Source organism: Streptomyces sp. NPDC030820 (assembly GCF_055572075.1).
In genome coordinates this window covers 1-21,359 of record NZ_JBVIEB010000004.1, presented here as the reverse complement: position 1 = coordinate 21,359, position 21,359 = coordinate 1, and the positions used below count along the sequence as shown (strand labels likewise).

General features: G+C 72.1%; 17 protein-coding genes. 12 read left to right on the top strand and 5 right to left on the bottom strand.

Annotation, left to right across the window (positions count from 1 at the left end; genetic code table 11):
• Nucleotides 1–80 precede the first annotated feature (80 nt).
• From ACZ418_RS11925 to ACZ418_RS11915, 3 genes are read right to left on the bottom strand one after another with little or no spacing between them, the layout of a single operon-like run.
• Nucleotides 81–1,388 carry a coenzyme F420-0:L-glutamate ligase gene (locus ACZ418_RS11925; RefSeq protein WP_468360865.1) on the bottom strand — a complete coding sequence of 436 codons (1,308 nt, stop codon included), beginning with the start codon at nt 1,386–1,388 and terminating at the stop codon, nt 81–83.
• The gene (gene cofD / locus ACZ418_RS11920) at nt 1,385–2,344 is read right to left on the bottom strand and encodes a 2-phospho-L-lactate transferase (protein ID WP_468360862.1); all 960 of its coding nucleotides are present in this window, start codon (nt 2,342–2,344) and stop codon (nt 1,385–1,387) included. The genes ACZ418_RS11925 and cofD overlap by 4 nt, the downstream gene beginning before the upstream one ends.
• Nucleotides 2,345–2,377: 33 nt before the next feature.
• A complete protein-coding gene (locus tag ACZ418_RS11915) occupies nt 2,378–2,872 on the bottom strand; it encodes a cysteine dioxygenase (RefSeq protein WP_468360859.1) in 495 nt (164 codons plus the stop codon).
• Nucleotides 2,873–3,487: 615 nt separating this feature from the next.
• Here ACZ418_RS11915 and ACZ418_RS11910 point away from each other — a divergent pair.
• The 3 genes from ACZ418_RS11910 (at nt 3,488) to ACZ418_RS11900 (ending at nt 9,159) form a co-directional block, all read left to right on the top strand.
• A complete protein-coding gene (locus ACZ418_RS11910; RefSeq protein WP_003975777.1) occupies nt 3,488–3,751 on the top strand; it encodes a WhiB family transcriptional regulator in 264 nt (87 codons plus the stop codon).
• 192 nt (nt 3,752–3,943) lie between these two features.
• Nucleotides 3,944–7,636 (top strand): glycosyltransferase family 2 protein, encoded by a 3,693-nt coding sequence (locus ACZ418_RS11905; protein WP_468360856.1) that lies wholly within the window; start codon nt 3,944–3,946, stop codon nt 7,634–7,636.
• Nucleotides 7,633–9,159: a DUF5719 family protein gene (locus tag ACZ418_RS11900; protein ID WP_468360853.1), complete on the top strand. Its 1,527-nt coding sequence runs from the start codon at nt 7,633–7,635 to the stop codon at nt 9,157–9,159. Before ACZ418_RS11905 ends, ACZ418_RS11900 begins: the two co-directional genes overlap by 4 nt.
• A gap of 115 nt (nt 9,160–9,274) precedes the next feature.
• Here the strand turns inward: ACZ418_RS11900 and ACZ418_RS11895 are convergent, their stop codons facing one another.
• Entirely contained in the window at nt 9,275–9,727 is a 453-nt protein-coding gene (locus ACZ418_RS11895) for a metallopeptidase family protein (RefSeq protein ID WP_142219069.1), read from the bottom strand.
• Nucleotides 9,728–10,165: 438 nt separating this feature from the next.
• Between ACZ418_RS11895 and ACZ418_RS11890 the strand changes: the two genes are divergently transcribed.
• The 8 genes from ACZ418_RS11890 to ACZ418_RS11855 all read left to right on the top strand — a co-directional run bounded on the left by ACZ418_RS11890 (nt 10,166) and on the right by ACZ418_RS11855 (nt 18,761).
• The gene (locus ACZ418_RS11890; RefSeq protein ID WP_031225760.1) at nt 10,166–10,591 is read left to right on the top strand and encodes a DUF3499 domain-containing protein; all 426 of its coding nucleotides are present in this window, start codon (nt 10,166–10,168) and stop codon (nt 10,589–10,591) included.
• Nucleotides 10,592–10,732: 141 nt separating this feature from the next.
• Nucleotides 10,733–12,097 (top strand): phosphomannomutase/phosphoglucomutase, encoded by a 1,365-nt coding sequence (locus ACZ418_RS11885; protein ID WP_468360849.1) that lies wholly within the window; start codon nt 10,733–10,735, stop codon nt 12,095–12,097.
• Nucleotides 12,098–12,265: 168 nt separating this feature from the next.
• A complete protein-coding gene (locus ACZ418_RS11880; RefSeq protein WP_451006663.1) occupies nt 12,266–12,436 on the top strand; it encodes a Trm112 family protein in 171 nt (56 codons plus the stop codon).
• A gap of 60 nt (nt 12,437–12,496) precedes the next feature.
• Entirely contained in the window at nt 12,497–13,624 is a 1,128-nt protein-coding gene (locus ACZ418_RS11875; RefSeq protein ID WP_468360846.1) for an SIS domain-containing protein, read from the top strand.
• Nucleotides 13,625–13,738: 114 nt separating this feature from the next.
• Nucleotides 13,739–14,890, top strand: coding sequence for a mannose-6-phosphate isomerase, class I (gene manA / locus ACZ418_RS11870; RefSeq protein ID WP_468360843.1), 1,152 nt, complete (start codon nt 13,739–13,741; stop codon nt 14,888–14,890).
• A 148-nt stretch (nt 14,891–15,038) separates the two neighbouring features.
• On the top strand, nt 15,039–16,019 hold the full coding sequence (locus tag ACZ418_RS11865; protein ID WP_468360840.1) for a cation diffusion facilitator family transporter: 981 nt from the start codon (nt 15,039–15,041) through the stop codon (nt 16,017–16,019).
• 475 nt (nt 16,020–16,494) lie between these two features.
• Complete coding sequence (gene ahcY / locus ACZ418_RS11860) at nt 16,495–17,952, top strand: adenosylhomocysteinase (RefSeq protein ID WP_468360838.1); 1,458 nt, start codon at nt 16,495–16,497, stop codon at nt 17,950–17,952.
• Nucleotides 17,953–18,146: 194 nt separating this feature from the next.
• Complete coding sequence (locus ACZ418_RS11855) at nt 18,147–18,761, top strand: hypothetical protein (RefSeq protein ID WP_468360836.1); 615 nt, start codon at nt 18,147–18,149, stop codon at nt 18,759–18,761.
• 79 nt (nt 18,762–18,840) lie between these two features.
• Here the strand turns inward: ACZ418_RS11855 and ACZ418_RS11850 are convergent, their stop codons facing one another.
• Nucleotides 18,841–19,836, bottom strand: a complete 996-nt coding sequence (locus ACZ418_RS11850) for an RDD family protein (protein WP_468360833.1) — start codon at nt 19,834–19,836, stop codon at nt 18,841–18,843.
• Between the two features lie 142 nt (nt 19,837–19,978).
• Between ACZ418_RS11850 and ACZ418_RS11845 the strand changes: the two genes are divergently transcribed.
• Nucleotides 19,979–20,986 carry a stage II sporulation protein M gene (locus ACZ418_RS11845; RefSeq protein ID WP_468360830.1) on the top strand — a complete coding sequence of 336 codons (1,008 nt, stop codon included), beginning with the start codon at nt 19,979–19,981 and terminating at the stop codon, nt 20,984–20,986.
• The last annotated feature ends 373 nt before the right edge of the window (nt 20,987–21,359 follow it).

Genomic DNA, 21,359 nt, shown 5'->3' with positions numbered 1-21,359 from the left:
GTCCTGTGAAGTCCTGGGGAGCCGGTGCGTCCTTCGAGACTAGGCGGTCCTGCGCGGGCTACGGCCGCGTACGACCGAACTCACCGCACCTCTATGAACGCCCCCGCGTCCCGCTCCGGCCGCGGGCGCGGCTGCTCGGCCGGATGCCCGACCGCGACCGCGCCCATCGGCTCCCAGTGCGCGGGCAGGTCGAGCACCTCGCGCACCACGTCACGGCAGAACATCGTGGAGGACACCCACGCCGAGCCCAGCCGCTCCCCGGCCAGCGCGACCAGCAGGTTCTGCACGCCCGCGCCCATCGCGACGACGAACATCTCCCGCTCGGCGCCGTCCCGCCGCGCGTCCCCGTAGTGGTGCGAGCCGTCCATGACCAGGCACGGCACCACCAGACAGGGCGCGTTGCGCAGGACGTCCCCGCGCCGCACCCGTTTGGCGATGGACTCCTCGCTCTTGCCGTCCCGGCGCAGGTCGGCGATCCAGGCCTCCCGCATCGCGTCCAGCAGCCGCCCCCGCGACTCCGCCGACTCCAGCAGCACGAACCGCCAGGGCGTGGTGTGGTGCGGGGCCGGCGCGGTCACCGCCGCCGCCACCGCGCGCCGTACCGCGCCGGGGTCCACGGGCTCGTCGGTGAACGCCCGGACCGTGCGCCGCTGGGTCACCGCCTCGCGGACCGCCTCGGACGTGCCGAGCCGGAACATGTCGTCCTGCGCGGTCCGCACCAGCGGCCGCGCGCCCTCGCCGTCCTCGGGGGCCAGCACATGCGGCAGGCCGCGCACCACGGCGACGGGCCGCCCGGCCGCCTTGCCCTTGACCAGGTCGCCGGCGGCGGCCAGTTCGTCCGCCGTGGCCACGATCGTCGCGCTGAGCGGATTGCCGTACACGTCCGTGCCGCCGCGCAGATCGTCCAGCACGCGCACCCCGGCGGCGCCGATCGCCACGTCCGTGAGCCCCGAGCGCCAGGGCCGCCCGAAGGTGTCGGTGATGACCACGCCGACGTCGACTCCGAGGGCGGCGCGCAGGCCGTCGCGGATCGCGCGCGCGGACGCGTCCGGATCCTCCGGCAGCAACAGCACCGTGCCGGCGGGGGTGTTGGAGGCGTCGACCCCGGCGGCGGCCATCACCAGGCCCTGCCGGTTCTCGACGATCCTGAGGCTGCCGCGGCGGGCCACGATCCGGACCGTCTCGGCGTCGATGGCCGCCTCCCGGTCGGCCGCCTGCACGACCCGGCCCTCCGCCTTGGAGACGATCTTGGAGGTGACGAGCAGCACATCCCCGTCGGCCAGGCCCGGTTCGGCCGCGGCGATCAGCTTGGCGAGGTCGTCGCCCGGCTGCACCTCGGGGATGCCCGACAGGGCCCGGACCGTGTACTCCGGACGCTCCCCGTTCATGCTCCCCGCACCTCTTCGGCCAGCGCCAGCGCCTCCCGCGCCATCTGGGCGGCGGCGTCGACGTCGGTCATCATCAGCGGTACGGCCCGGCAGCGGATGCCGTCCGCCTCGACCCGCTCGACCGCGGCCGCGTCCACGGTGTCGACCAGCCAGCCGTCCAGCAGTCCGGAGCCGTAGTGCTCGGCGACCGCGGCGGCCGTCGACTCCACGCCGACCGCGGCGAGCACCTTGTCGGCCATGCCGCGCACCGGAGCGTCCCCGACGATGGGGGACAGGCCGACCATGGGCACGCCCGCGTCCGCGATGGCCTCCCGGATGCCGGGCACGGCGAGGATGGTGCCGATGGACACGACCGGGTTGGACGGCGGGAAGAGGATGACGTCCGCCTCGGCGATGGCCTCCAGCACCCCGGGCGCGGGCTTGGACTGCTCGGCGCCGACCGGGACCACGGCCTCGGCGGGGACGGAGGCCCGCAGCCGTACCCAGTACTCCTGGAAATGGACCGCCTTGCGCTCGCCGTCCACCTCCACGGCCACATGCGTCTCGACGCGGTCGTCGGTCATCGGGATCAGCTTCACGCCCGGCTTCCAGCGGTCGCACAGCGCCTCGGTGACGGCGCTGAGCGGATAGCCCGCGCCGAGCATCTGCGTGCGCACGATGTGCGTGGCGAAGTCCCGGTCGCCCAGGCCGAACCAGTCCGGCCCGACCCCGTAGGCCGCCAGCTCCTCCTTGAGGTGGAAGGTCTCGTCGGACCGCCCCCAGCCCTGCTCCTCGTTGATGCCGCCGCCCAGCGTGTACATCACCGTGTCCAGGTCCGGGCAGACCTTCAGCCCGAAGAGGTGGATGTCGTCGCCGGTGTTGCCGATGACCGTGACGTCCGCGTCCGGCACGGCCCGCTTCAGACCGCGCAGGAACCGGGCACCACCGATGCCGCCTGCCAGAACCACAATGCGCATGAGGCAAGTGTTGCAGGCGGGTACGACAACGCGTCAGGCAGTCACCGGACGAGCTTCGCAGTGCGGGGAGGTGTGCATGGGCATCTCGGTCAGGCCGGGGTGGTACACGTGCAGGCTGACCGCCGGCTCCAGGGTGTCGTTGACGACCTCGTGGACGTACCCCGGCGCGAACACCCGCTCGGCACCGGCCGCCAACGCGCGCGTGGCACGCTCGGTGCGCTCGGTGAGCGTGCCCTCCAGGACGGTCAGGACGCCGGAGGAGCGGCCGTGGCCGTGCAGCCCGCTGCCCTGTCCCGGCACCCAGGACAGCAGCCACACCTCATAGCCGGGGCCGGTGCGCAGCCGGTGGTACCAGCGGGTCGTCGCGTCGTACCGCACGAGGTGTGCCCACTGGGAGCGGTCGGCGGCGATCCGGCGGGCGAGGCCCACGAACTCGGCAACGGTGGCCGGGTGCTCGCGCGGCGGCTGGAGCAGGTGCGGGACTTCGAGGATGTCGCCGGCGATCTGGAGGTCGTTGTCGCTGTTCATGCGTGCGGTGGTTCCTCGGTGAGAGAAGGCCAGAGGGAACGGAGAGCGCTAGCCCGGTCATGGGGGACACGGGCCTACAGCTGGAGCGAGGTGTGGCTCAACAGCTGCAACAGCGACAACAGCTACAGCGAGACCGGGCAGCACCGAGGGACCCGGCGGTGCGGGTCGAGGTGAGTGCCAAGTTCGCGAGCATGCCCACTAGGACACCGGTTCACACCCGCAGTGTCAACTCGACGCCCGGTATGTGGGACAGATTTCACCCCATCCGGTGCATCTCGGAGATGAAAGGTTTGTTCACCAGGATGGCGGGACACATGGGGCACATCCGGGCGCTCAAGCCTCGCGGAACGCGATCGAACGCCGGGGCGTCCTTCTCCGTATAGATGTCCGTACGGGGTCCCGGACGCCCCTCCGGGCCTCGTCTGCGTGTCATGGTTTATGGCGATTTGAACACTTTCCGCACTGCCTTGGTTCCGCAGAGTGAATAACGGGCCCAATAGCAGATCTCGGCTTGACTCGCCCGGAGCAGCACACTTGTAATTTCACTCGTGTCGTTCAGCCGAAATCGGTAACGGCAACGCACACGGGGACGCGAAAGACAGACGAGGGGCGCACATGACCGAGCTGGTGCAGCAACTGCTGGTCGACGACGCGGACGAGGAACTCGGCTGGCAGGAGCGCGCGCTGTGCGCCCAGACCGACCCCGAGTCCTTCTTCCCCGAGAAGGGCGGCTCCACCAGAGAGGCGAAGAAGGTCTGCCTCGCCTGTGAGGTCCGCTCCGAGTGCCTCGAGTACGCCCTCGCCAACGACGAGCGCTTCGGCATCTGGGGCGGCCTGTCCGAACGGGAACGCCGCCGGCTCAAAAAGGCCGCCGTCTGACCACACAACGCACCCGAATCCACACCAGAACGTCACGAACGGCCCGTCGCCGGTGGGTTATCCACAGGCGGCGGGCCGTCATCATGGCCAGCCGATAGTGTGGTCGCTCGTCCGAGACGCCCCGCTGTCCCCTCGGCCCCCGAGAGGGCGCGGGCGTCCACCGCAGTCCATCGAACCGGGGCCCGTACCTCGATGTCCGTGCACAGCCACACGGCAGCTCAAGAGCAAGCTGCCGCACCTGAGTTCCCGCGCCACGTGGTGACCGCGGTCCTCGTCTCCCACGACGGCGCCCGCTGGCTGCCCGACGCGCTCGCCGGGCTGCTCTCCCAGGAGCGCCCCGTGCAGTACGCGGTGGCCGCCGACACCGGCAGCGCGGACGACTCCGCCCGGCTGCTCACCGACGCCCTCGGCGACGCCAACGTGCTGCACCTCGCCCGCCGCACCGGCTTCGGCCAGGCCGTCGAGGAGGCGAGCCGCACCGCCCCGGTCCTCACCCCGGAAGAGCTGCCGTACCTCAAGCGCCCCAGCGGCTGGGACCCCGTCACGCGCACCTGGCGCGACGACGCCTACGACCTGCCCGAACTGCCGTACGGCGAGCCCATCCAGTGGCTCTGGCTGCTGCACGACGACTGCGCCCCCGAACCCGACGCCCTCGCCGAGCTGCTGCGCGTCGTCGACAACGAACTCGAACTGGGCCGCGACGACGTGGCGGTCGTCGGCCCCAAGCTCCGCGGCTGGTACGACCGCCGGCAGCTGCTGGAGGTCGGCGTCTCCATCGCCAACTCCGGCCGCCGCTGGACCGGCCTGGACCGCCGTGAACAGGACCAGGGCCAGCACGACCACGTGCGCACCGTGCTGTCCGTCTCCAGCGCCGGCATGCTCGTCCGCCGCGACGTCTTCGAACAGCTCGGCGGCTTCGACCGCCGACTGCCGCTGATGCGCGACGACGTCGACCTGTGCTGGCGCGCCCACGCCGCCGGCCACCGCGTCCTGATCGCCCCCGACGCCGCCGTACGGCACGCCGAGGCCGCCTCCCGCGAGCGCCGCACCGTCGACTGCGTGGGCCGCACCGCCGCCTCCCCGCACAAGGTCGACAAGGCCGGCGCCGTCTACACCCTGCTCGTCAACACCCGCGGCGCCGCGCTGCCCTGGGCGCTGCTGCGGCTCGTGTTCGGCACCGTCCTGAGGACCATCGCCTACCTCGTCGGCAAGGTGCCCGGCCAGGCCGTCGACGAGATCCGCGGCCTGCTGGGCGTCCTGTTGCGCCCCGAGCGGATCATCGCCGCCCGGCGCCGCCGCGGACCCTCGCAGATCGACAAGGGCGAACTGCGTCAGCTCTTCCCGCCGCCCGGCGCCACCGTCCGGGCCACCGTGGAACAGCTCGCCGCCAACTTCACCAGCGGCTCCGACGACACCTTCCGGGCCGGCCGGCACGGCGGCGCCGTCGAGTCCGGGCCCGGCGGCGACGACGCCGACTTCCTGGAGGTCGAGCAGTTCGCCCGGCTCAAGCGGATCGCCCGCAGGCCCGGCCCCGTGCTCTTCCTCGTCCTGCTGCTGATCTCCCTGGCAGCCTGCCGCGCCCTGCTCGGCGGCGGTGCGCTCGCGGGCGGCGCCCTGCTGCCCGCCCCGGCCGGCGCCGGCGACCTGTGGTCCCGCTTCGCCGACGCCTGGCACCCGGTCGGCGCGGGCGGCACCCCCTCCGCCCCGCCCTACCTCGCGATCATCGCGGCCCTCGCCACGATCCTGTTCGGCTCCACCGGACTCGCGATGACGGTCCTGCTGGTCGCCTCGGTACCGCTCGCCGGATGCACCGCCTACTTCGCCTCCCGGCCGCTGGTCACCTCCCGGCTGCTGCGGGCCTGGGCGGCCATCGCCTACGCCTTCCTGCCCGCCACCACCGGCGCCCTGGCCGGCGGCCGCATCGGCACCGCCGTGCTCGCCGTGCTGCTGCCGCTCATCGCGCGCGCCGGCATCGCCGCGAGCGGCCTCGCGAACCGCTCCGGCGCACGCGGCAGTTGGCGCGCCACCTGGGCGTACGCGCTGCTGCTGACCATCACCACCGCCTTCACGCCGATCGTCTGGCCCATCGCGCTGCTCCTCGGCATCGGCGTGCTCGTCCTGCGCCGCGGCGACCTCGTCGCCCACGCCCTGCGCTTCCTCGCCCAGCTCGGCACGCCACTACTGGTCCTCGCCCCCTGGTCGCTGACCCTGCTCCCGGCCGGCTTCTTCAAGGAAGCCGGCCTGGCCTACGGCACCTCGGCCGCCTCCGCGCTCGACCTGCTCGGCGCCAGCCCCGGCGGCCCCGGCACCGTGCACGGACTGATGCTCATCGGCATCGTCCTCGCCGCCCTCGGCGCCCTCCTGCGCTCCGAGCGGCAGCTCGGCATCCGCACCGCCTGGGCGATCGCCCTGGTCGGCCTCGTCTTCGCCGCCTTGTCCAACCGGTCCGCCTGGGCCGGACCGGCCACCCTCGTCTACGGCATCGCCCTGCTGGCCGCCGCCGCCCTCGGCGCCGACGGCGCACGCGCGCGTGTGGCCGAGCAGAGCTTCGGCTGGCGCCAGCCCGTCGCCGCCCTGATCGCCTTCGCCTCGGCCGCGGGCCCGCTGCTCGTCGCCGCCGGCTGGATGATCCGCGGCGCCGACGGCCCCCTGGAGCGCCGCGACCCGACCCAGGTGCCCGCGTTCGTCGCCGAGGACTCCACCACCGGCGACCGGGCCCGCACCCTGATCCTGGACAGCGACTCCACCGCGCGCGTGCGCTACACCCTGGTCCGCGGCTCCGGCGCCCGCATGGGGGACGCCGAGATCAGCGCCGCCGACGGCCAGAACACCCGGCTGGACAAGGTCGTCGCCAACCTCGTCGCCGGCTCCGGCGCCGACCAGGCCGACGAACTCGGCGGCTTCGCCGTGCGGTACGTCCTCGTCCACAAGGGCGCGCCCCGCGACTTCACCCGCGTCCTCGACACCACCCCCGGCCTGAGCCGGCTCAGCCAGCAGAACGGCGGCGCCCTGTACCGCGTGGACCAGGAGGTCTCGCGGGCCGCCATCGTCCCCGCCGGCGGCTCGGGCACGGCCCAGCCGGTCAGTGCCGGACCGGTGGAGATCCACACGACCGTTCCCGCCGGCCCGGCCGGCCGTGTCCTGCGCCTCGCCGACACCGCCTCCGACGGCTGGACGGCCACCCTCAACGGCCGTGTGCTCACCCGCACCACGGTCGACGGTTGGGCCCAGGGCTTCCAACTGCCCGCCGACGGCGGCAGGCTGGACGTTACCTACACCGACCCGATCACCCACACCGCCTGGCTGTGGGCCCAGGGCGCGCTCGCCGTCGTCCTGGTCGTCCTCGCCCTGCCGGGCCGCCGCCGCGACGTCGACGACGACCTGCCCGAGGAGGAGCCGCTGCCCGCACAGGCGACCGCCGGCGAGGGCCGCCGCGCCCGGCGCCTGCGCGCCCAGGCCGAGGAACAGGCCGATGCGGAACAGGCCGGCGAGGAGCAGGTCGGTGAGGGGCAGCCGGCGGCACCGCCCCTGTCGGAGGAGCCCCCGGCCGCCGTACCCCACCAGCAGTCCTACGAGCAGTGGGACCAGGGGACGTACGTGGACGCCGGATACGCGGGCTACGGAACCGACCCGTACCAGGCCGGCGGCCAGTATCAGTCCTCCGACTACGACCAGCAGGCGTACCCGGCCGCCGACCCGTACCAGACGGGCCAGGGCCAGTACGACCCGTACGCGTACGGCGGTACGGCCGACCAGATGCCGTACGACCCGACGGCCTACCAGCAGGGCTACAACCCGGTCTACGACCCCGCCCAGCAGGGCTACGACCCGGCCCAGCACCCCCACGGCACCGGCAGTGAGCGCCCCGACGGGAGCCAGCAGTGAACCGCACCACCCTGTCCCTGATCGCCGCCGGCAGCGCGCTGGCCGCCGTCACCGCGTTCACCGCGTTCGACGGCCCGTCCGCGTCCGGTGCCGCCGCCCCCCAAGCGGCCGCGAACCTCCCCGTGCAGCGCACGAGCCTGCTGTGCCCGGCACCGAGCATCTCGGACATCGCCGACACGTCGTACACGTCGTTCACGCCCGTCACCCAGGGCGTGGCCGGCAGCGGCAAGGCCGAACTCCAGGCGGCGGGCGCTGACTCGGCGGACGGCACGGGCAACTCCCAGACAGGCAAGGGCTCGAAGGGGTCCAAGGGCGGGAAGCAGACGGCGGACCAGCCGGTGCTCACCCCGAAGGCCCCGGGCACCCCGGCCACCGGTGACACCTCCGGCGCCGACGCGCCCGCGCTCATCGGCACCGCCGACGGGAAGTTCGCGCCGGGCTGGACCGTTCAGGAGACCACCGAGGTCGCCGCCGGCACCGGCCGCGGCCTACAAGGAGTCAACTGCGCCGCCGCAGACACCGACTTCTGGTTCCCGGGCGCCAGCACGGCCGCCGGCCGCACCGACTACGTCCACCTGACCAACCCCGACGCCGCCGCCGCTGTCGTCGACATCGAGCTGTACGGCAAGGACGGCGCGATCAAGTCCCCGCTCGGCGAGAACCAGACCATCCCGCCGCACGCGAGCAAGCCGATCCTGCTCTCCACCCTCACCGACGAACAGCAGGCCGACCTGACCGTGCACATCAGCGTGCGCAGCGGCCGGGTCGGCGCGTCGGTGCAGGCCCTGGACGACAAGACGGGCGGCGACTGGCTCGCCGCGGCCGCCGACCCGGCCGGCAGCCTGGTCCTGCCCGGCATCCCGAAGGACGCCACCGACGTCCGCCTGATCGCCTTCACCCCCGGCGGCGACGACGCCGATCTGAAGATCCGCCTGGCCTCACCGGACGGCCTGATCACCCCGGCGGGCAACGAGACCCTGCACGTGAAGTCGGGCATGACGACCACGGCCGACCTCGGCGCGGTGACCCGCGGCGAGGCGGGCTCCCTGGTCCTGACCCCCACGGACCAGTCGGTCCCGGTGGTGGCGGCCCTCCGGGTGGTCCGCGGCAAGGGCGACAAACAGGAAACGGCCTTCATCCCGGCCACGGCCCCCGTCGGCACCCGCGCGACCTCGGCCGACAACAGCGCCAAGGGCACGGCTCTCGCCCTGACCGCGCCCACGGCCACCGCCACGGTCAAGGTCACCGCGTCGGCGGGCAGCGAGGGCGGTACGGCGACGACGAAGACGTTCACGATCAAGTCCGGCAGCACGCAGAACGTCCCCTTCCCCGTCCCCTCCGGCCTGCAGGGCACCTACGCCCTCACCGTCGAAACCGTCTCCGGCGGCCCGGTCTACGCCTCCCGCACCCTCTCCGCCACGGAGTCGGGCATCCCCGGCTTCACCATCCAAACCCTCCCGAACGACCGGGGCATGGTGGCGGTACCGACGACGACGGAGGATCTGTCGGTCCTGCAGAAGTAAAGCCGACGGGGGTGTCCAACCACAGCAAGCCGGCGTGGGTGTCCAGCCACAGCACAGGGCACCCACGCAGCACAGGGCACCCACACCGCCGTAGCCCCGCAGGGCCCCGCAGGGCCTAGTCCTCCCCGTACCGCGGATCCACGGTCTCCGGAGTCAGTCCGAGCAACTCGGCCACCTGCTCCACGACCACCTCATGCACCAGCGCGGCCCGCTCGTCCCGCCCCTTGGTCCGGATCTCCACCGGCCGCCGGTACACGACCACCCGCGCCGGCCGCCCGTCCCGCGCGGGAACGACCCCGCCCAACGGCACGGCCTCGTCACTCCACACCTGCTCACCCCGCCCCTCCAGCCGGGGCACCTCCAGCACCAGGAAGTCGATGTCGGCAAGCTGCGGCCACCGCCGCTCGAGACGCTCCACGGAGTCCTGCACCAGGTCCGCGAACGCATCGGCACGGCTGGCCGCCAGCGGCACCTGCGGCGGCGCGATCGGCCCCCTCATGCCCCTTCCGTGACGATCACGGCGACGGGGCCCGGGGCCGGCGGCACGGGGCGGTACACGGTTGTCCATCACTGGGGAAGCGTAGTCCCAGCACGCTTCCCCCGCCCGCCCCCACACGGCAACCCACTCCTCACCCCACCCCGCCCAGGCATGCCCGCCCAGGAACGCCCGACGAGGCACTCCCGATCAGCCCGCCCCGGCGAGCACATCCCCCCTTCCCTGGCCGATCATGGCCCCCGCCGATCAGCCCGCCGCTGATCGGCCGCGTTCGGCTCCGATCGGCCCTCTCCACTCCATGTCGCAGGTTGACCGTTCCGGCCAACGTCTGGCTCGTTTCCGTAACCCTCCAAGACCGCCGAACTCAAGGCAATTGACGGTGTTTGTGCCGAGTCGTGACCGTATCGAGTCGCGCCCAAAATCCGCCGAGAACCCGTCCGCGCAGGTCAGCATGGCCTCCCCGAAGGGGTGTGTGGGGCGTGTCACAGCACGACACGGTGGAGTGACCTGGTGGAGAGTCGTCGCGGCCCGCTCAAGAGTGCGGTACCGTCCAACGTCGTGAGCCCTGTACGTCGCTGTTCGCGCACCGCCTGCGGCCGACCCGCCGTCGCGACGCTGACGTACGTCTACGCCGACTCGACCGCGGTCCTCGGCCCGCTCGCCACCTACGCCGAGCCGCACTGCTACGACCTGTGCGCCGAGCACTCCGAACGCCTCACCGCCCCCCGCGGCTGGGAGGTCGTCCGCCTCCTCGACGGCTCAGCCCCCGCGCGGCCCAGCGGAGACGACCTGGAGGCGCTCGCGAACGCCGTGCGCGAGGCGGCCCGCCCCCAGGAGCGCGCGGCCGAGGCGGGAGGCGGCGGAGCCCGTACGGCGGACCCCATGGAGGTCGCCCGCCGCGGCCACCTGCGGGTCCTGCGCTCCCCGGACAACTGAGCCCACCGCTTCGCCCGTCAAGCCGGCGCACGGCACCCCACCCCTGGTTACGACTGGGCGTCCACCTGGTGTCCGCACACCTGCCCCTTACCCCGGACGGGTAGTTTGTGGGCACCCATAGGACTTTCAGGAGGGTTGGCCGTGGCTGCTGATCTGTCGCAGATCGTGAAGGCGTACGACGTACGCGGAGTGGTTCCGGACCAGTGGGACGAGTCACTGGCCGGGCTCTTCGGCGCCGCCTTCGCGGAGGTGACGGGTGCGGCGGCCATCGTCGTCGGCCACGACATGCGGCCCTCGTCCCCCGGCCTGACCCGCGCCTTCGCGCGCGGCGCGGCGGACCGCGGCGTGGACGTCACCGAGATCGGCCTGTGCTCCACCGACCAGCTCTACTACGCCTCCGGCGCCCTGAATCTCCCCGGCGCGATGTTCACGGCCTCCCACAACCCGGCCCAGTACAACGGCATCAAGATGTGCCGCGCGGGCGCCGCCCCGGTCGGCCAGGACACCGGCCTCACGCAGATCCGCGAACTGGTCGAGCGCTGGCTGGAGTCGGGCGCCCCCGAGCCGGTCGCCCAGCCGGGAACCCTGACTGCCCGTGAGACGTTGGACGACTACGCGGCGCACCTCCGCTCGCTCGTCGACCTGACCTCCATCCGCCCGCTGAAGGTCGTGGTCGACGCAGGCAACGGCATGGGCGGCCACACGGTCCCCTCGGTCTTCGCCGGCCTGCCCCTGACCCTCGTCCCGATGTACTTCGAACTGGACGGCACCTTCCCCAACCACGAGGCCAACCCGCTCGACCCGGCCAACCTGGTGGACCTGCAAAAGCGCGTCCCGGCGGAGGGCGCCGACCTCGGCATCGCCTTCGACGGCGACGCCGACCGCTGCTTCGTCGTCGACGAGCACGGTGACCCGGTCTCCCCGTCCGCGATCACCGCGCTGGTCGCCGCCCGCGAACTCGCCCGCAACGGCGGCAAGGGCACGATCATCCACAACCTGATCACCTCGCGTACGGTCCCCGAGGTCGTGAAGGAGAACGGCGGCACCCCGGTCCGCACCCGCGTCGGCCACTCCTTCATCAAGGCCGAGATGGCGCGCACCGGTGCGATCTTCGGCGGCGAGCACTCCGCGCACTACTACTTCAAGGACTTCTGGAACGCCGACACGGGCATGCTGGCCGCCCTGCACGTCCTGGCGGCCCTCGGCGGCCAGGAGGGCCCGCTGTCCGCCCTCACCGCCCAGTACGACCGCTACGTCGGCTCCGGCGAGATCAACTCCACCGTCGCCGACCAGTCCGCCCGCCTCGCCGCGATCCGCTCCGCGTACGAGAACCGCGCCGACATCGCCCTGGACGACCTCGACGGCCTCACCGTCGCCGCCCCCGACTGGTGGTTCAACGTCCGCCCCTCCAACACCGAGCCCCTCCTCCGCCTGAACGCCGAGGCGAAGGACGAGGCCACGATGAGCAAGATCAGGGACGAGGCCCTGTCGATCATCAGGGCCTGAGGCGGACGCCCTCCGGTCGGTACGGCGGCCCGGGCCACTTCGCGGCGGCCCGGGCCGCGACGCCGGGACCTCGCCTTCCAGCAGACCGCCCAGCTCAGCCTGTCCACCAGCGGTACGCTGACCAGGCACATCCACAGTCACGAAGCATCGCCCCCGAAGGGACACGCCATGCCGCTGGAAGCCGGCCTCCTGGAGATCCTCGCCTGCCCGGCCTGCCACGCTCCCCTCAAGGAGCAGGGCACCGAGCTGATCTGCACAGGCCAGGACTGCGGCCTCGCCTACCCCGTCCGCGACGACATCCCGGTCCTCCTCGTGGACGAGGCCCGCCGCCCCCAGTGACGACGCCCCTCAGGCCGTAGACAACCCGCACGGACCCCGGCGATCGGAGGCAACCCGCCCATGCTGGACGAATCGCTGCTCGACACCCCGGAGGGCCTCGCCCAGGCCGACCGCCGAGGTCTGCTGCGCGGCGCCGCCGAGGCCGGCGCCCGCGTCCGCACCGCCGCCCGGCACGCCACCGAGGCCGGCGTCGGCGACCTCAAGCCCGACGGCCGCCCCCGCGCCGTCCTCATCGCCGGCCCCGGCGCCGCCGCCACCCACACCGCCGACCTCCTCGGCACCCTGGCCGGCGTCGGCAGCCCCGTGGTCCGCCTGGCCCCGACCGGCGTGGCCCCGGCCGCGGGCGCGCTGCGCTGGGAGCTCCCGGGCTGGGCCGGCTCCGTGGACCTCCTGCTGATCGCCACCCCGGACGGCACCGAACCGAGCCTGTCCCTCCTCACCGACCAGGCCTACCGCCGCGGCTGCTCGGTCGTCGCCGTGGCCCCGGCCGGCACCCCGCTCGCGGAGGCGGTCACCGGCGCCCACGGGCTGTTCGTACCGATGGCGACGGCGCCGTACGACCAGGAGGAACCCCTCGCCGCGTCCTCCCCGGGCGTCTTCTGGGCGCTGCTCACCCCGCTGCTGGCGCTGCTGGACCGAGTCGGACTGATCAGCGCCCCGCCCGACGCCCTGGAGAAGGTCGCCGACCGCCTGGACCACATCGCCGAGCGCTGCGGCCCCGCCATCGCGACCTACAGCAACCCGGCCAAGACCCTCGCCGCCGAACTCGCCGACGCACTCCCCGTGGTCTGGACGGAAGGGCCCTCGGCGGGTCCCGCGGGCCACCGCTTCGCCGCCGCCCTCGCCGAACTCGCCGGCCGCCCCGCCCTCGTCGCCGAACTCCCCGAGGCGCTCTCCGCGCACAGCGCCCTGCTGGCCGGCCCGCTGGCCGCCAGCGCCGACCCCGACGACTTCTTCCGCGACCGCGTCGAGGAGCCGCCCGCGCTGCACGCGCGCGTGGTGCTGCTCCGCGACCGCCCGAACAGTGGCTTCACGGCCGCCCCCGCCGCCCGTGACCTGGCCCTCAGCCACGACACGCCGATCAGCGAACTCGAACCCGAGGAAGGCGGCGAACTGGAGTCCCTCGCTGAACTGATCGCCGTCACGGATTTCGCCGCCGTTTACCTGGCGCTCGCTTCGAGGGCCTGATCTGGCTACGGGCCGGAAAACCCGCGCCCACCATCAGCACGGCAACCGGCACCGGCACCGGCGCCGCCACCGACGCCGGCCCGGCAGCCGTACGTACGGAGACAGAGAAGACACATGGACCGCCTCGACAACACCATCCGCCCCTACGCCTGGGGTTCCCCCACCGCCATCCCGCACCTCCTCGGCGTCGAGCCGACCGGTGAACCGCAGGCGGAGATGTGGATGGGCGCGCACCCCGGAGCCCCCTCGCGCACCGCTCGCGGGACGCTCGTCGAGGTCATCGACGCGAACCCGGAGGCGGAGCTGGGCAAGGCCGCAGTGGCGAAGTTCGGTCCGCGCCTGCCCTTCCTCCTCAAGATCCTCGCCGCCGGCGCGCCCCTGTCCCTCCAGGTGCACCCCAACCTGGAACAGGCCGGGGAGGGTTACGCCGACGAGGAGCGCCGCGGCATCCCGGTGGACGCCCCGCACCGCAACTACAAGGACGCCAACCACAAGCCCGAACTGATCTGCGCGCTCACCGAGTTCGACGGCCTGTGCGGCTTCCGCGACCCGGTCCGGGCCGCCGACCTGCTCGACGGGCTCGGCGTCGCCTCCCTCAAGCCGTACGTCGACCTGCTGCACGCCCGCCCCGAGGACGCGGCCCTGCGCGAGGTGCTCACCGCGATCCTCACCGCCGACCCGGAGGAGATGGCCCGGACGGTCGCCGAGGCAAGCGCCGCCTGCGCCCGCCTCGGCGGCGACTACACCCCCTACGCCGATCTCGCCCAGCACTACCCGGGTGACCCCGGCGTCATCGCGGCCATGCTGCTGAACCACGTCCGCCTGCAGCCCGGCGAGGCCCTGTTCCTCGGCGCCGGCATCCCGCACGCGTACATCAGCGGCCTCGGCGTCGAGATCATGGCCAACTCCGACAACGTCCTGCGCTGCGGCCTGACCCCCAAGCACGTCGACGTCCCCGAACTCCTGCGCGTCGTCCGCTTCGAGGCCGGCGACCCGGGCGTACTGCGCCCCGAGGCCTCTGCGGCCGGCGAGGAGGTCTACGACACGCCCATCGACGAGTTCCGCCTCTCCCGGTACGTCCTCCCCGAGGGCGGCGCCGCCCTGGACCTCACCCTCGACACCCCGCAGATCCTGCTCTGCACGGCCGGCTCGGTGCGCGCCGGCGAGCACGAGCTGAGCCCGGGGCAGTCGGTCTTCGTCCCGGCCGGCGAGACGGCGGAGATCTCGGGCACGGGCACGCTCTTCCGTGCCACTGTGATCGTATGACCGGGGTTGTGGATACCTGACGCGGCCGAGCCCGGCCGGGCTGCAAGAATGGCCCACCGGCAAAGGCCGGGCAAAGCCGGGGCACGCCTGGCGGCGCGGACGTACGGGGGCTCCGAGGGCCTCAGAGGCGAAGGGACAACGCGGACTCATGAGCGCGTCAGGCGGTACGAAGGCGATCGTGGCGGCACTCGGCGCCAACCTCGCGATCGCGGCATCGAAGTTCGTGGCGTTCGCGTTCAGCGGCTCCTCCTCGATGCTCGCCGAGGGCGTCCACTCGATCGCCGACTCCGGCAACCAGTTCCTGCTGCTCATCGGCGGTAAGAAGGCCCAGCGCGAGGCGACCCCGCAGCACCCCTTCGGCTACGGCCGCGAGCGCTACATCTACGCCTTCCTGGTCTCGATCGTCCTGTTCTCCATCGGCGGCATGTTCGCCATCTACGAGGGCTACGAGAAGATCAGCCACCCGCACGAACTGGAGCACTGGTACTGGCCGGTGGGCGTCCTGGTCTTCGCGGTCATCGCCGAGGGCTTCTCCTTCCGCACGGCCATCAAGGAGTCCAACGAACTGCGCGGCAGACTGAGCTGGGCGCAGTTCATCCGCCGCGCCAAGGCCCCCGAGCTGCCCGTCGTCCTGCTGGAGGACTTCGGCGCGCTGATCGGTCTGGTCCTGGCCCTCCTCGGCGTCGGCCTGGCCGTGCTCACCGGCGACGGCGTCTGGGACGGCATCGGCACGGTCTGCATCGGTGTCCTGCTCGTCTGCATCGCCCTGGTCCTGGCCGCCGAGACCAAGTCGCTGCTGCTCGGCGAGGCGGCGGGCCTGGACGTGATCAAGAAGATCGAGGAGGCCACGGTCGACGGCGACACGGTCACCGGCGTCATCCACATGCGCACGCTCCACCTCGGCCCCGAGGAGCTGCTGATCGCCGCCAAGATCGCCGTGCGGCACGACGACACGGCCGCCGAGGTCGCGAACGCCATCAACGCCGCCGAGGCCCGCATCCGCGCCGCCGTTCCCATCGCCCGCGTCATCTACCTGGAACCGGACATCTACAGCGAGGCCGAGGCAGCCAAGGGCCCGGACCCGGAGGCCACCCCGGGCGGCCCGACCCCGCACGCCGCCGACCACTGAGCCGGGACCACAGCTCCCGCCGAGCGGCGGCGGCACCGACCCGGGCATCTGCGGCATGCGTGCATCTGTGCGGTCATCCGCCACCCGGCCCAGCACCGCGTCCGCGCACACCCAGGACAAAGGGTGCGGACCCTGAAGACCAGCCGAGCCTTTGTCTGTCTCCTCACACCAGACCCCTGCCGACGGGCTCCTGTACCCTCCCCACCCCTCGAAACCGCCTCCCGGACGGCTCGAACCATGCGGAGGCGGACTGGGGCCGACCGGTCCGTCCGGTGTAGCTTGGGACGGAGCCAGACGTCGCTGCTGATGGCGGTCGGGCGGTCCCTCGCGGACCGACCGAGGGAGAGAGGGCCTCCGACGGACTGCGCTGCGCGCACGTGGGCATGCCAGTGTCCTCATCTCGGGCACCCGTGTGTCCGCCGCCGCGCAGACCAGCCGTACCCACCCTCGACCCGACACCGAGGAGCAGCTCGCAATGACGACTGTCGACAACCGACAGGACTTCAAGGTCGCCGACCTCTCCCTGGCCGAGTTCGGCCGCAAGGAGATCACCCTCGCCGAGCACGAGATGCCCGGCCTGATGGCGATCCGCAAGGAGTACGCCGAGGCCCAGCCCCTCGCCGGCGCCCGCATCACCGGCTCCCTGCACATGACCGTGCAGACCGCCGTGCTCATCGAGACCCTGGTCGCCCTCGGCGCCCGCGTCCGCTGGGCCTCCTGCAACATCTTCTCCACCCAGGACCACGCGGCCGCCGCCGTCGCCGTCGGCCCGAACGGCACGCCCGACAACCCGCAGGGCGTCCCGGTCTTCGCCTGGAAGGGCGAGACCCTGGAGGAGTACTGGTGGTGCACGGAGCAGGCGCTGACCTGGCCGGACACCAGCACCGGCGGCCCGAACATGATCCTGGACGACGGCGGCGACGCCACCCTCCTCGTCCACAAGGGCGTCGAGTACGAGAAGGCCGGCGAGGTCCCCGCCCTGGACACCGCCGAGTCCGACGAGCACCGCGTCATCCTCCAGCTGCTGCACCGCACGCTGGGCGAGAACCCCCAGAAGTGGACCGAGCTGGCCTCGGAGATCCGCGGCGTCACCGAGGAGACCACCACCGGTGTCCACCGTCTGTACGAGATGCAGCGCGAGGGCTCCCTCCTCTTCCCGGCGATCAACGTCAACGACTCCGTCACCAAGTCGAAGTTCGACAACAAGTACGGCTGCCGCCACTCCCTGGTCGACGGCATCAACCGCGCCACCGACGTCCTGATCGGCGGCAAGACCGCCGTCGTCTGCGGCTACGGCGACGTGGGCAAGGGCTGCGCCGAGTCCCTGCGCGGCCAGGGCGCCCGTGTGATCATCACCGAGATCGACCCGATCTGCGCCCTGCAGGCGGCGATGGACGGCTACCAGGTCACCACCCTGGACGAGGTCGTGGAGACCGCCGACATCTTCATCACCACCACCGGCAACAAGGACATCATCCTTGCGTCGGACATGGCGAAGATGAAGCACCAGGCGATCGTCGGCAACATCGGTCACTTCGACAACGAGATCGACATGGCCGGCCTCGCCAAGGTCCCCGGCATCGTCAAGGACGAGGTCAAGCCGCAGGTTCACACCTGGAAGTTCCCGGACGGCAAGGTCATCATCGTGCTGTCCGAGGGCCGCCTGCTGAACCTGGGCAACGCCACCGGTCACCCGTCGTTCGTGATGTCCAACTCCTTCGCGGACCAGACCCTGGCCCAGATCGAGCTGTTCACCAAGCCCGACGAGTACCCGACCGGCGTCTACGTGCTGCCCAAGCACCTCGACGAGAAGGTCGCCCGCCTCCACCTGGACGCGCTCGGCGTCAAGCTCACCAAGCTGCGCCCGGAGCAGGCCGCGTACATCGGCGTGGAGGTCGACGGCCCGTTCAAGCCGGACCACTACCGCTACTGAGCCGGCGACTCCATAGTCCCGCCCGCCGAGGAGCACACCGGTGCACCAGCGTGCTCCCCGGCAGCAGGTCCCCCGAGGCAGGCCCCCGCACCCCCGTGCCGGGGGCCTGCCCCTTTGGCCGGTCCGCCCGGACAGCACCGGAGAAACCGGCAGTCCGGCCGGACCCGTCAGCCCGTCGAAGACCCAGGACCCCCATGCCCCGCGGCCGTTATTCGCTCCACGATCCGCACGATCACACCCCCCTCGGCGAAGAACACTTCCAGTGCGCCCCCGGTCCCTCCGGCTGGCGCTATGTCTCCCGGCTGACCAGCCCCGGCGGCGCTGACCGCGGCTCGGTCGACCTCGCCCTGGACGACCTCGGCCGCCCCATCCGCCTCGAACTCCACGCGGGGGAGTGGCAGGTGCGCGGAGCGGCCCTCGACGGCGTCACCTGGGTCCGCACCGACCCCACCGGAACCCATGCCACCGAAGGCAATGTGCGCGCCCACGCCTTCACCGGGACGTCCCCCGCGTTCCTCGTCGCCACCGCCCGTCTCCTGCGCCTCACCCCCTCGTCCGACGCGACCCGCCTACGGCTGGTCGCCTTCACGGACCCGGTCCTCGCCCCCCGCACCGTGGACCAGTCCTGGGCCCTGGTGAACAGCGAAGCACACGCCACTGACAACGGCCCCCTGACCGTGGACGAATACCAGGTCACAGCCCTGGACACGGGTGAGCGGCACACCGTTCACATCGCCGGGGACGTCGTCCTGGCCGCGCCCGGAATCGAGCTGGAGGACCTCCAGTCACCGCCGTCGAGGTTCGACTGAACGCCGGGACCGGAGAGACCGCCGGGACAGTCCCCGCCCGACGAGACGACCGGAAGGGGACCGAGGGGACCCGCCGCTTCTACGCCGGCGGCGCGAAACCGGTGGCCGGGCGGTCCGCAGGCGGCTCGTCCCGCCCAGGTACGGCCCCCTCCGGAAGCGGAGCCCGCGGCGGCTCGGCCCAGTCCTGCGGCCGGTCTGACCGAGAGGGCTTCTGCGCCCCGGCAGCCGCAGAAGCCGGCGGCCGAGCAGAAACCGGCCGCGGAGCAGAATCCGGCGGCTGATAAGCGGCCGGTGCGCCGGGCGCGGCCGCCTGTGGGGCGAATCCAGCGACGCCGAACACCTGCCGGGCCTCACGCGACTGCCGCTCGTGCACCACAGCGGCCAGGAAGGCGGCCGCCGGAAGATCCTGCGGCACAGCAGCCCCCGTCCGCGCCGCGAGGTCGGCCGCGAGCCGCTGGGCCATCCCTGCCGAGACCTGCGGATCGAGCTGCCCGATCCGGGTCAGGTACTGCCGAACCGCCAGCCACAGCCCGTCCGGCACCGCTGACAGATCCAGCTCGGCGAACCGCCCCGCCAGCCACGGAGGCGGCGGCGGAACAAAGCCGGCCCGACCGGCCGGTATCCGTTCACGCACGACCAGCGTGCCCGCGAACACGTCACCGAGCCGTCGGCCGCGTGCCGACACCAGTGAGGCGATGCAGGCGATCACACCGAACGTCAGCAGAATCTCGACCACACCGATCGCGCCCCGCACGAGCGCGTGCCGGAACCGGATCGGCCCACCGTCGTCCCGCACCACGCGGAGACCGAACGCCAGCTTCCCCAGCGAACGCCCATGGCTGAGCGTCTCCACCGCGATCGGCCCGCCGACCAGCACCAGCAGAAACGTCGCGATCGACAGCGCCACCTGCGCGGCCTCGTCCAGCGACGCGGTCGACACCACCACCGCGATGGTGGCGACGGTGTACGCGACCACGGCCACCACGAGATCGAGCAACACGGCCAGCGCCCTGCTCGGCAGCTTTGCCGGCCGCAGTTCGAGCGCCACCGCCTCGCCCGTCACCAGCTCACTCACGCCCGCCGTCCTTCCCTGATCTGCCCCCGGAAGCGCAAGTCTGCCAAGCTGTGGGCACATCGCGCCTCAGTGCGACTATCTGACCGCGATCAAGAGCATCCACGACGAGAGTCGACGACCAGCCGAGGAGCGGGCAGACCCGATGGACCTGGACGTCTTCGTCTCCGTACACCGAGCCGAATGGGACCGCCTCGACACCCTGCTCCGCCGCCGACGCCGCCTCACCGGCGCCGAGGCCGACGAACTCGTCGCCCTCTACCAGCGCACCGCCACCCACCTGTCCCTCATCCAGTCCAGCGCCCCGGACCCGCAGCTGACAGGACGGCTCAGCCAACTGGTGGCACGCGCGCGTAGCGCCGTCACCGGCACCCGCCGCGCCTCATGGCGTGACATCACGCGCTTCCTGGGCCAGGGCTTCCCGGCCGCGGTCTACCGCACTCGCCACTGGTGGGTCCCCACGGCACTGGTCTCCACGGCCATCGCGATCCTCCTGGGCTGGTGGATCGGCACCCACCCGGACGTCCAGTCGTCGATCGCGGCGCCCAGCCGCCTGCGCGAGCTGACCCGCCCCGGCGGCGAGTACGAGACGTACTACTCCAGCCATCCCGCGGCGGCCTTCGCCGCCCAGGTGTGGACGAACAACGCCCAGGCAGCCGCGATGTGCCTGGTCCTGGGTGTCTTCCTGGGCCTGCCCGTCCTCTTGATCCTCTTCGAGAACATGCTCAACCTGGGCGTCGGCTTCGGCCTGATGTCCTCCGCAGGCCGACTCGACACATTCCTCGGCCTGGTCCTTCCGCACGGCCTGCTCGAACTGACCGCCGTCTTCGTCGCCGCCGGTACGGGACTGCGCCTGGGCTGGACACTCATAGACCCCGGTCACCGCAGCCGGCGCACCGCTCTCGCCGAGGAAGGGCGCGCTGCCGTCGGCATGGCGATCGGACTCGCCCTGGTCCTTTTCGTCTCCGGCGCCATCGAAGGCTTCGTCACCCCGTCCGGCCTGCCCACCTGGGCCCGCATCGGAATCGGCGTCCTGGCCGAGCTGGTATTCCTGACGTACGTCTACGTCCTGGGCGGCCGAGCGGTACGCGCAGGTGAGACCGGCGATCTAGAAGCGACGGGCCGCAGCGCCTCGGTGCCCACCGCGGCGTGATGTGCGTTCCACCCCTGTGACCTGCTAGTCTCCTCTTCGCCCCGCAAGAGCCGTTGACACGGATGGCGTGGGGAGGTAGATTCAAACAGTTGCCTGGAACTGGACAAGTTCATCGGCGAAGGTTAGACTCTACGAGCTTCGAGAGAAGTCGGAAACGACATCTCGCAGGAGCACCTCCCGATTACTCAGAAATGAGCGGCCGGTCAGACCGGCCAAGAACTTCTGATAAAGTCGGAAACGCCCGAAAGGAAACCGCGAGAGCGGAAGCCTGGAAAGCGCCGAGGAAATCGGGTCGAGAAAAGATCTGATAGAGTCGGAAACACCGAAGGGAAGCGCCCGGAGGAAAGCCCGAGAGGGTGAGTACAAAGGAAGC

Coding starts and splice junctions, on each gene's coding strand:
- ACZ418_RS11925 (WP_468360865.1), bottom strand. CDS start 1,388: ATGAACGGGGAGCGTCCGGAGTACACGGTCCGGGCCCTGTCGGGCATC.
- cofD (WP_468360862.1), bottom strand. CDS start 2,344: ATGCGCATTGTGGTTCTGGCAGGCGGCATCGGTGGTGCCCGGTTCCTG.
- ACZ418_RS11915 (WP_468360859.1), bottom strand. CDS start 2,872: ATGAACAGCGACAACGACCTCCAGATCGCCGGCGACATCCTCGAAGTC.
- ACZ418_RS11910 (WP_003975777.1), top strand. CDS start 3,488: ATGACCGAGCTGGTGCAGCAACTGCTGGTCGACGACGCGGACGAGGAA.
- ACZ418_RS11905 (WP_468360856.1), top strand. CDS start 3,944: ATGTCCGTGCACAGCCACACGGCAGCTCAAGAGCAAGCTGCCGCACCT.
- ACZ418_RS11895 (WP_142219069.1), bottom strand. CDS start 9,727: ATGGACAACCGTGTACCGCCCCGTGCCGCCGGCCCCGGGCCCCGTCGC.
- ACZ418_RS11880 (WP_451006663.1), top strand. CDS start 12,266: ATGCCGCTGGAAGCCGGCCTCCTGGAGATCCTCGCCTGCCCGGCCTGC.
- ACZ418_RS11875 (WP_468360846.1), top strand. CDS start 12,497: ATGCTGGACGAATCGCTGCTCGACACCCCGGAGGGCCTCGCCCAGGCC.
- manA (WP_468360843.1), top strand. CDS start 13,739: ATGGACCGCCTCGACAACACCATCCGCCCCTACGCCTGGGGTTCCCCC.
- ACZ418_RS11865 (WP_468360840.1), top strand. CDS start 15,039: ATGAGCGCGTCAGGCGGTACGAAGGCGATCGTGGCGGCACTCGGCGCC.
- ahcY (WP_468360838.1), top strand. CDS start 16,495: ATGACGACTGTCGACAACCGACAGGACTTCAAGGTCGCCGACCTCTCC.
- ACZ418_RS11855 (WP_468360836.1), top strand. CDS start 18,147: ATGCCCCGCGGCCGTTATTCGCTCCACGATCCGCACGATCACACCCCC.
- ACZ418_RS11845 (WP_468360830.1), top strand. CDS start 19,979: ATGGACCTGGACGTCTTCGTCTCCGTACACCGAGCCGAATGGGACCGC.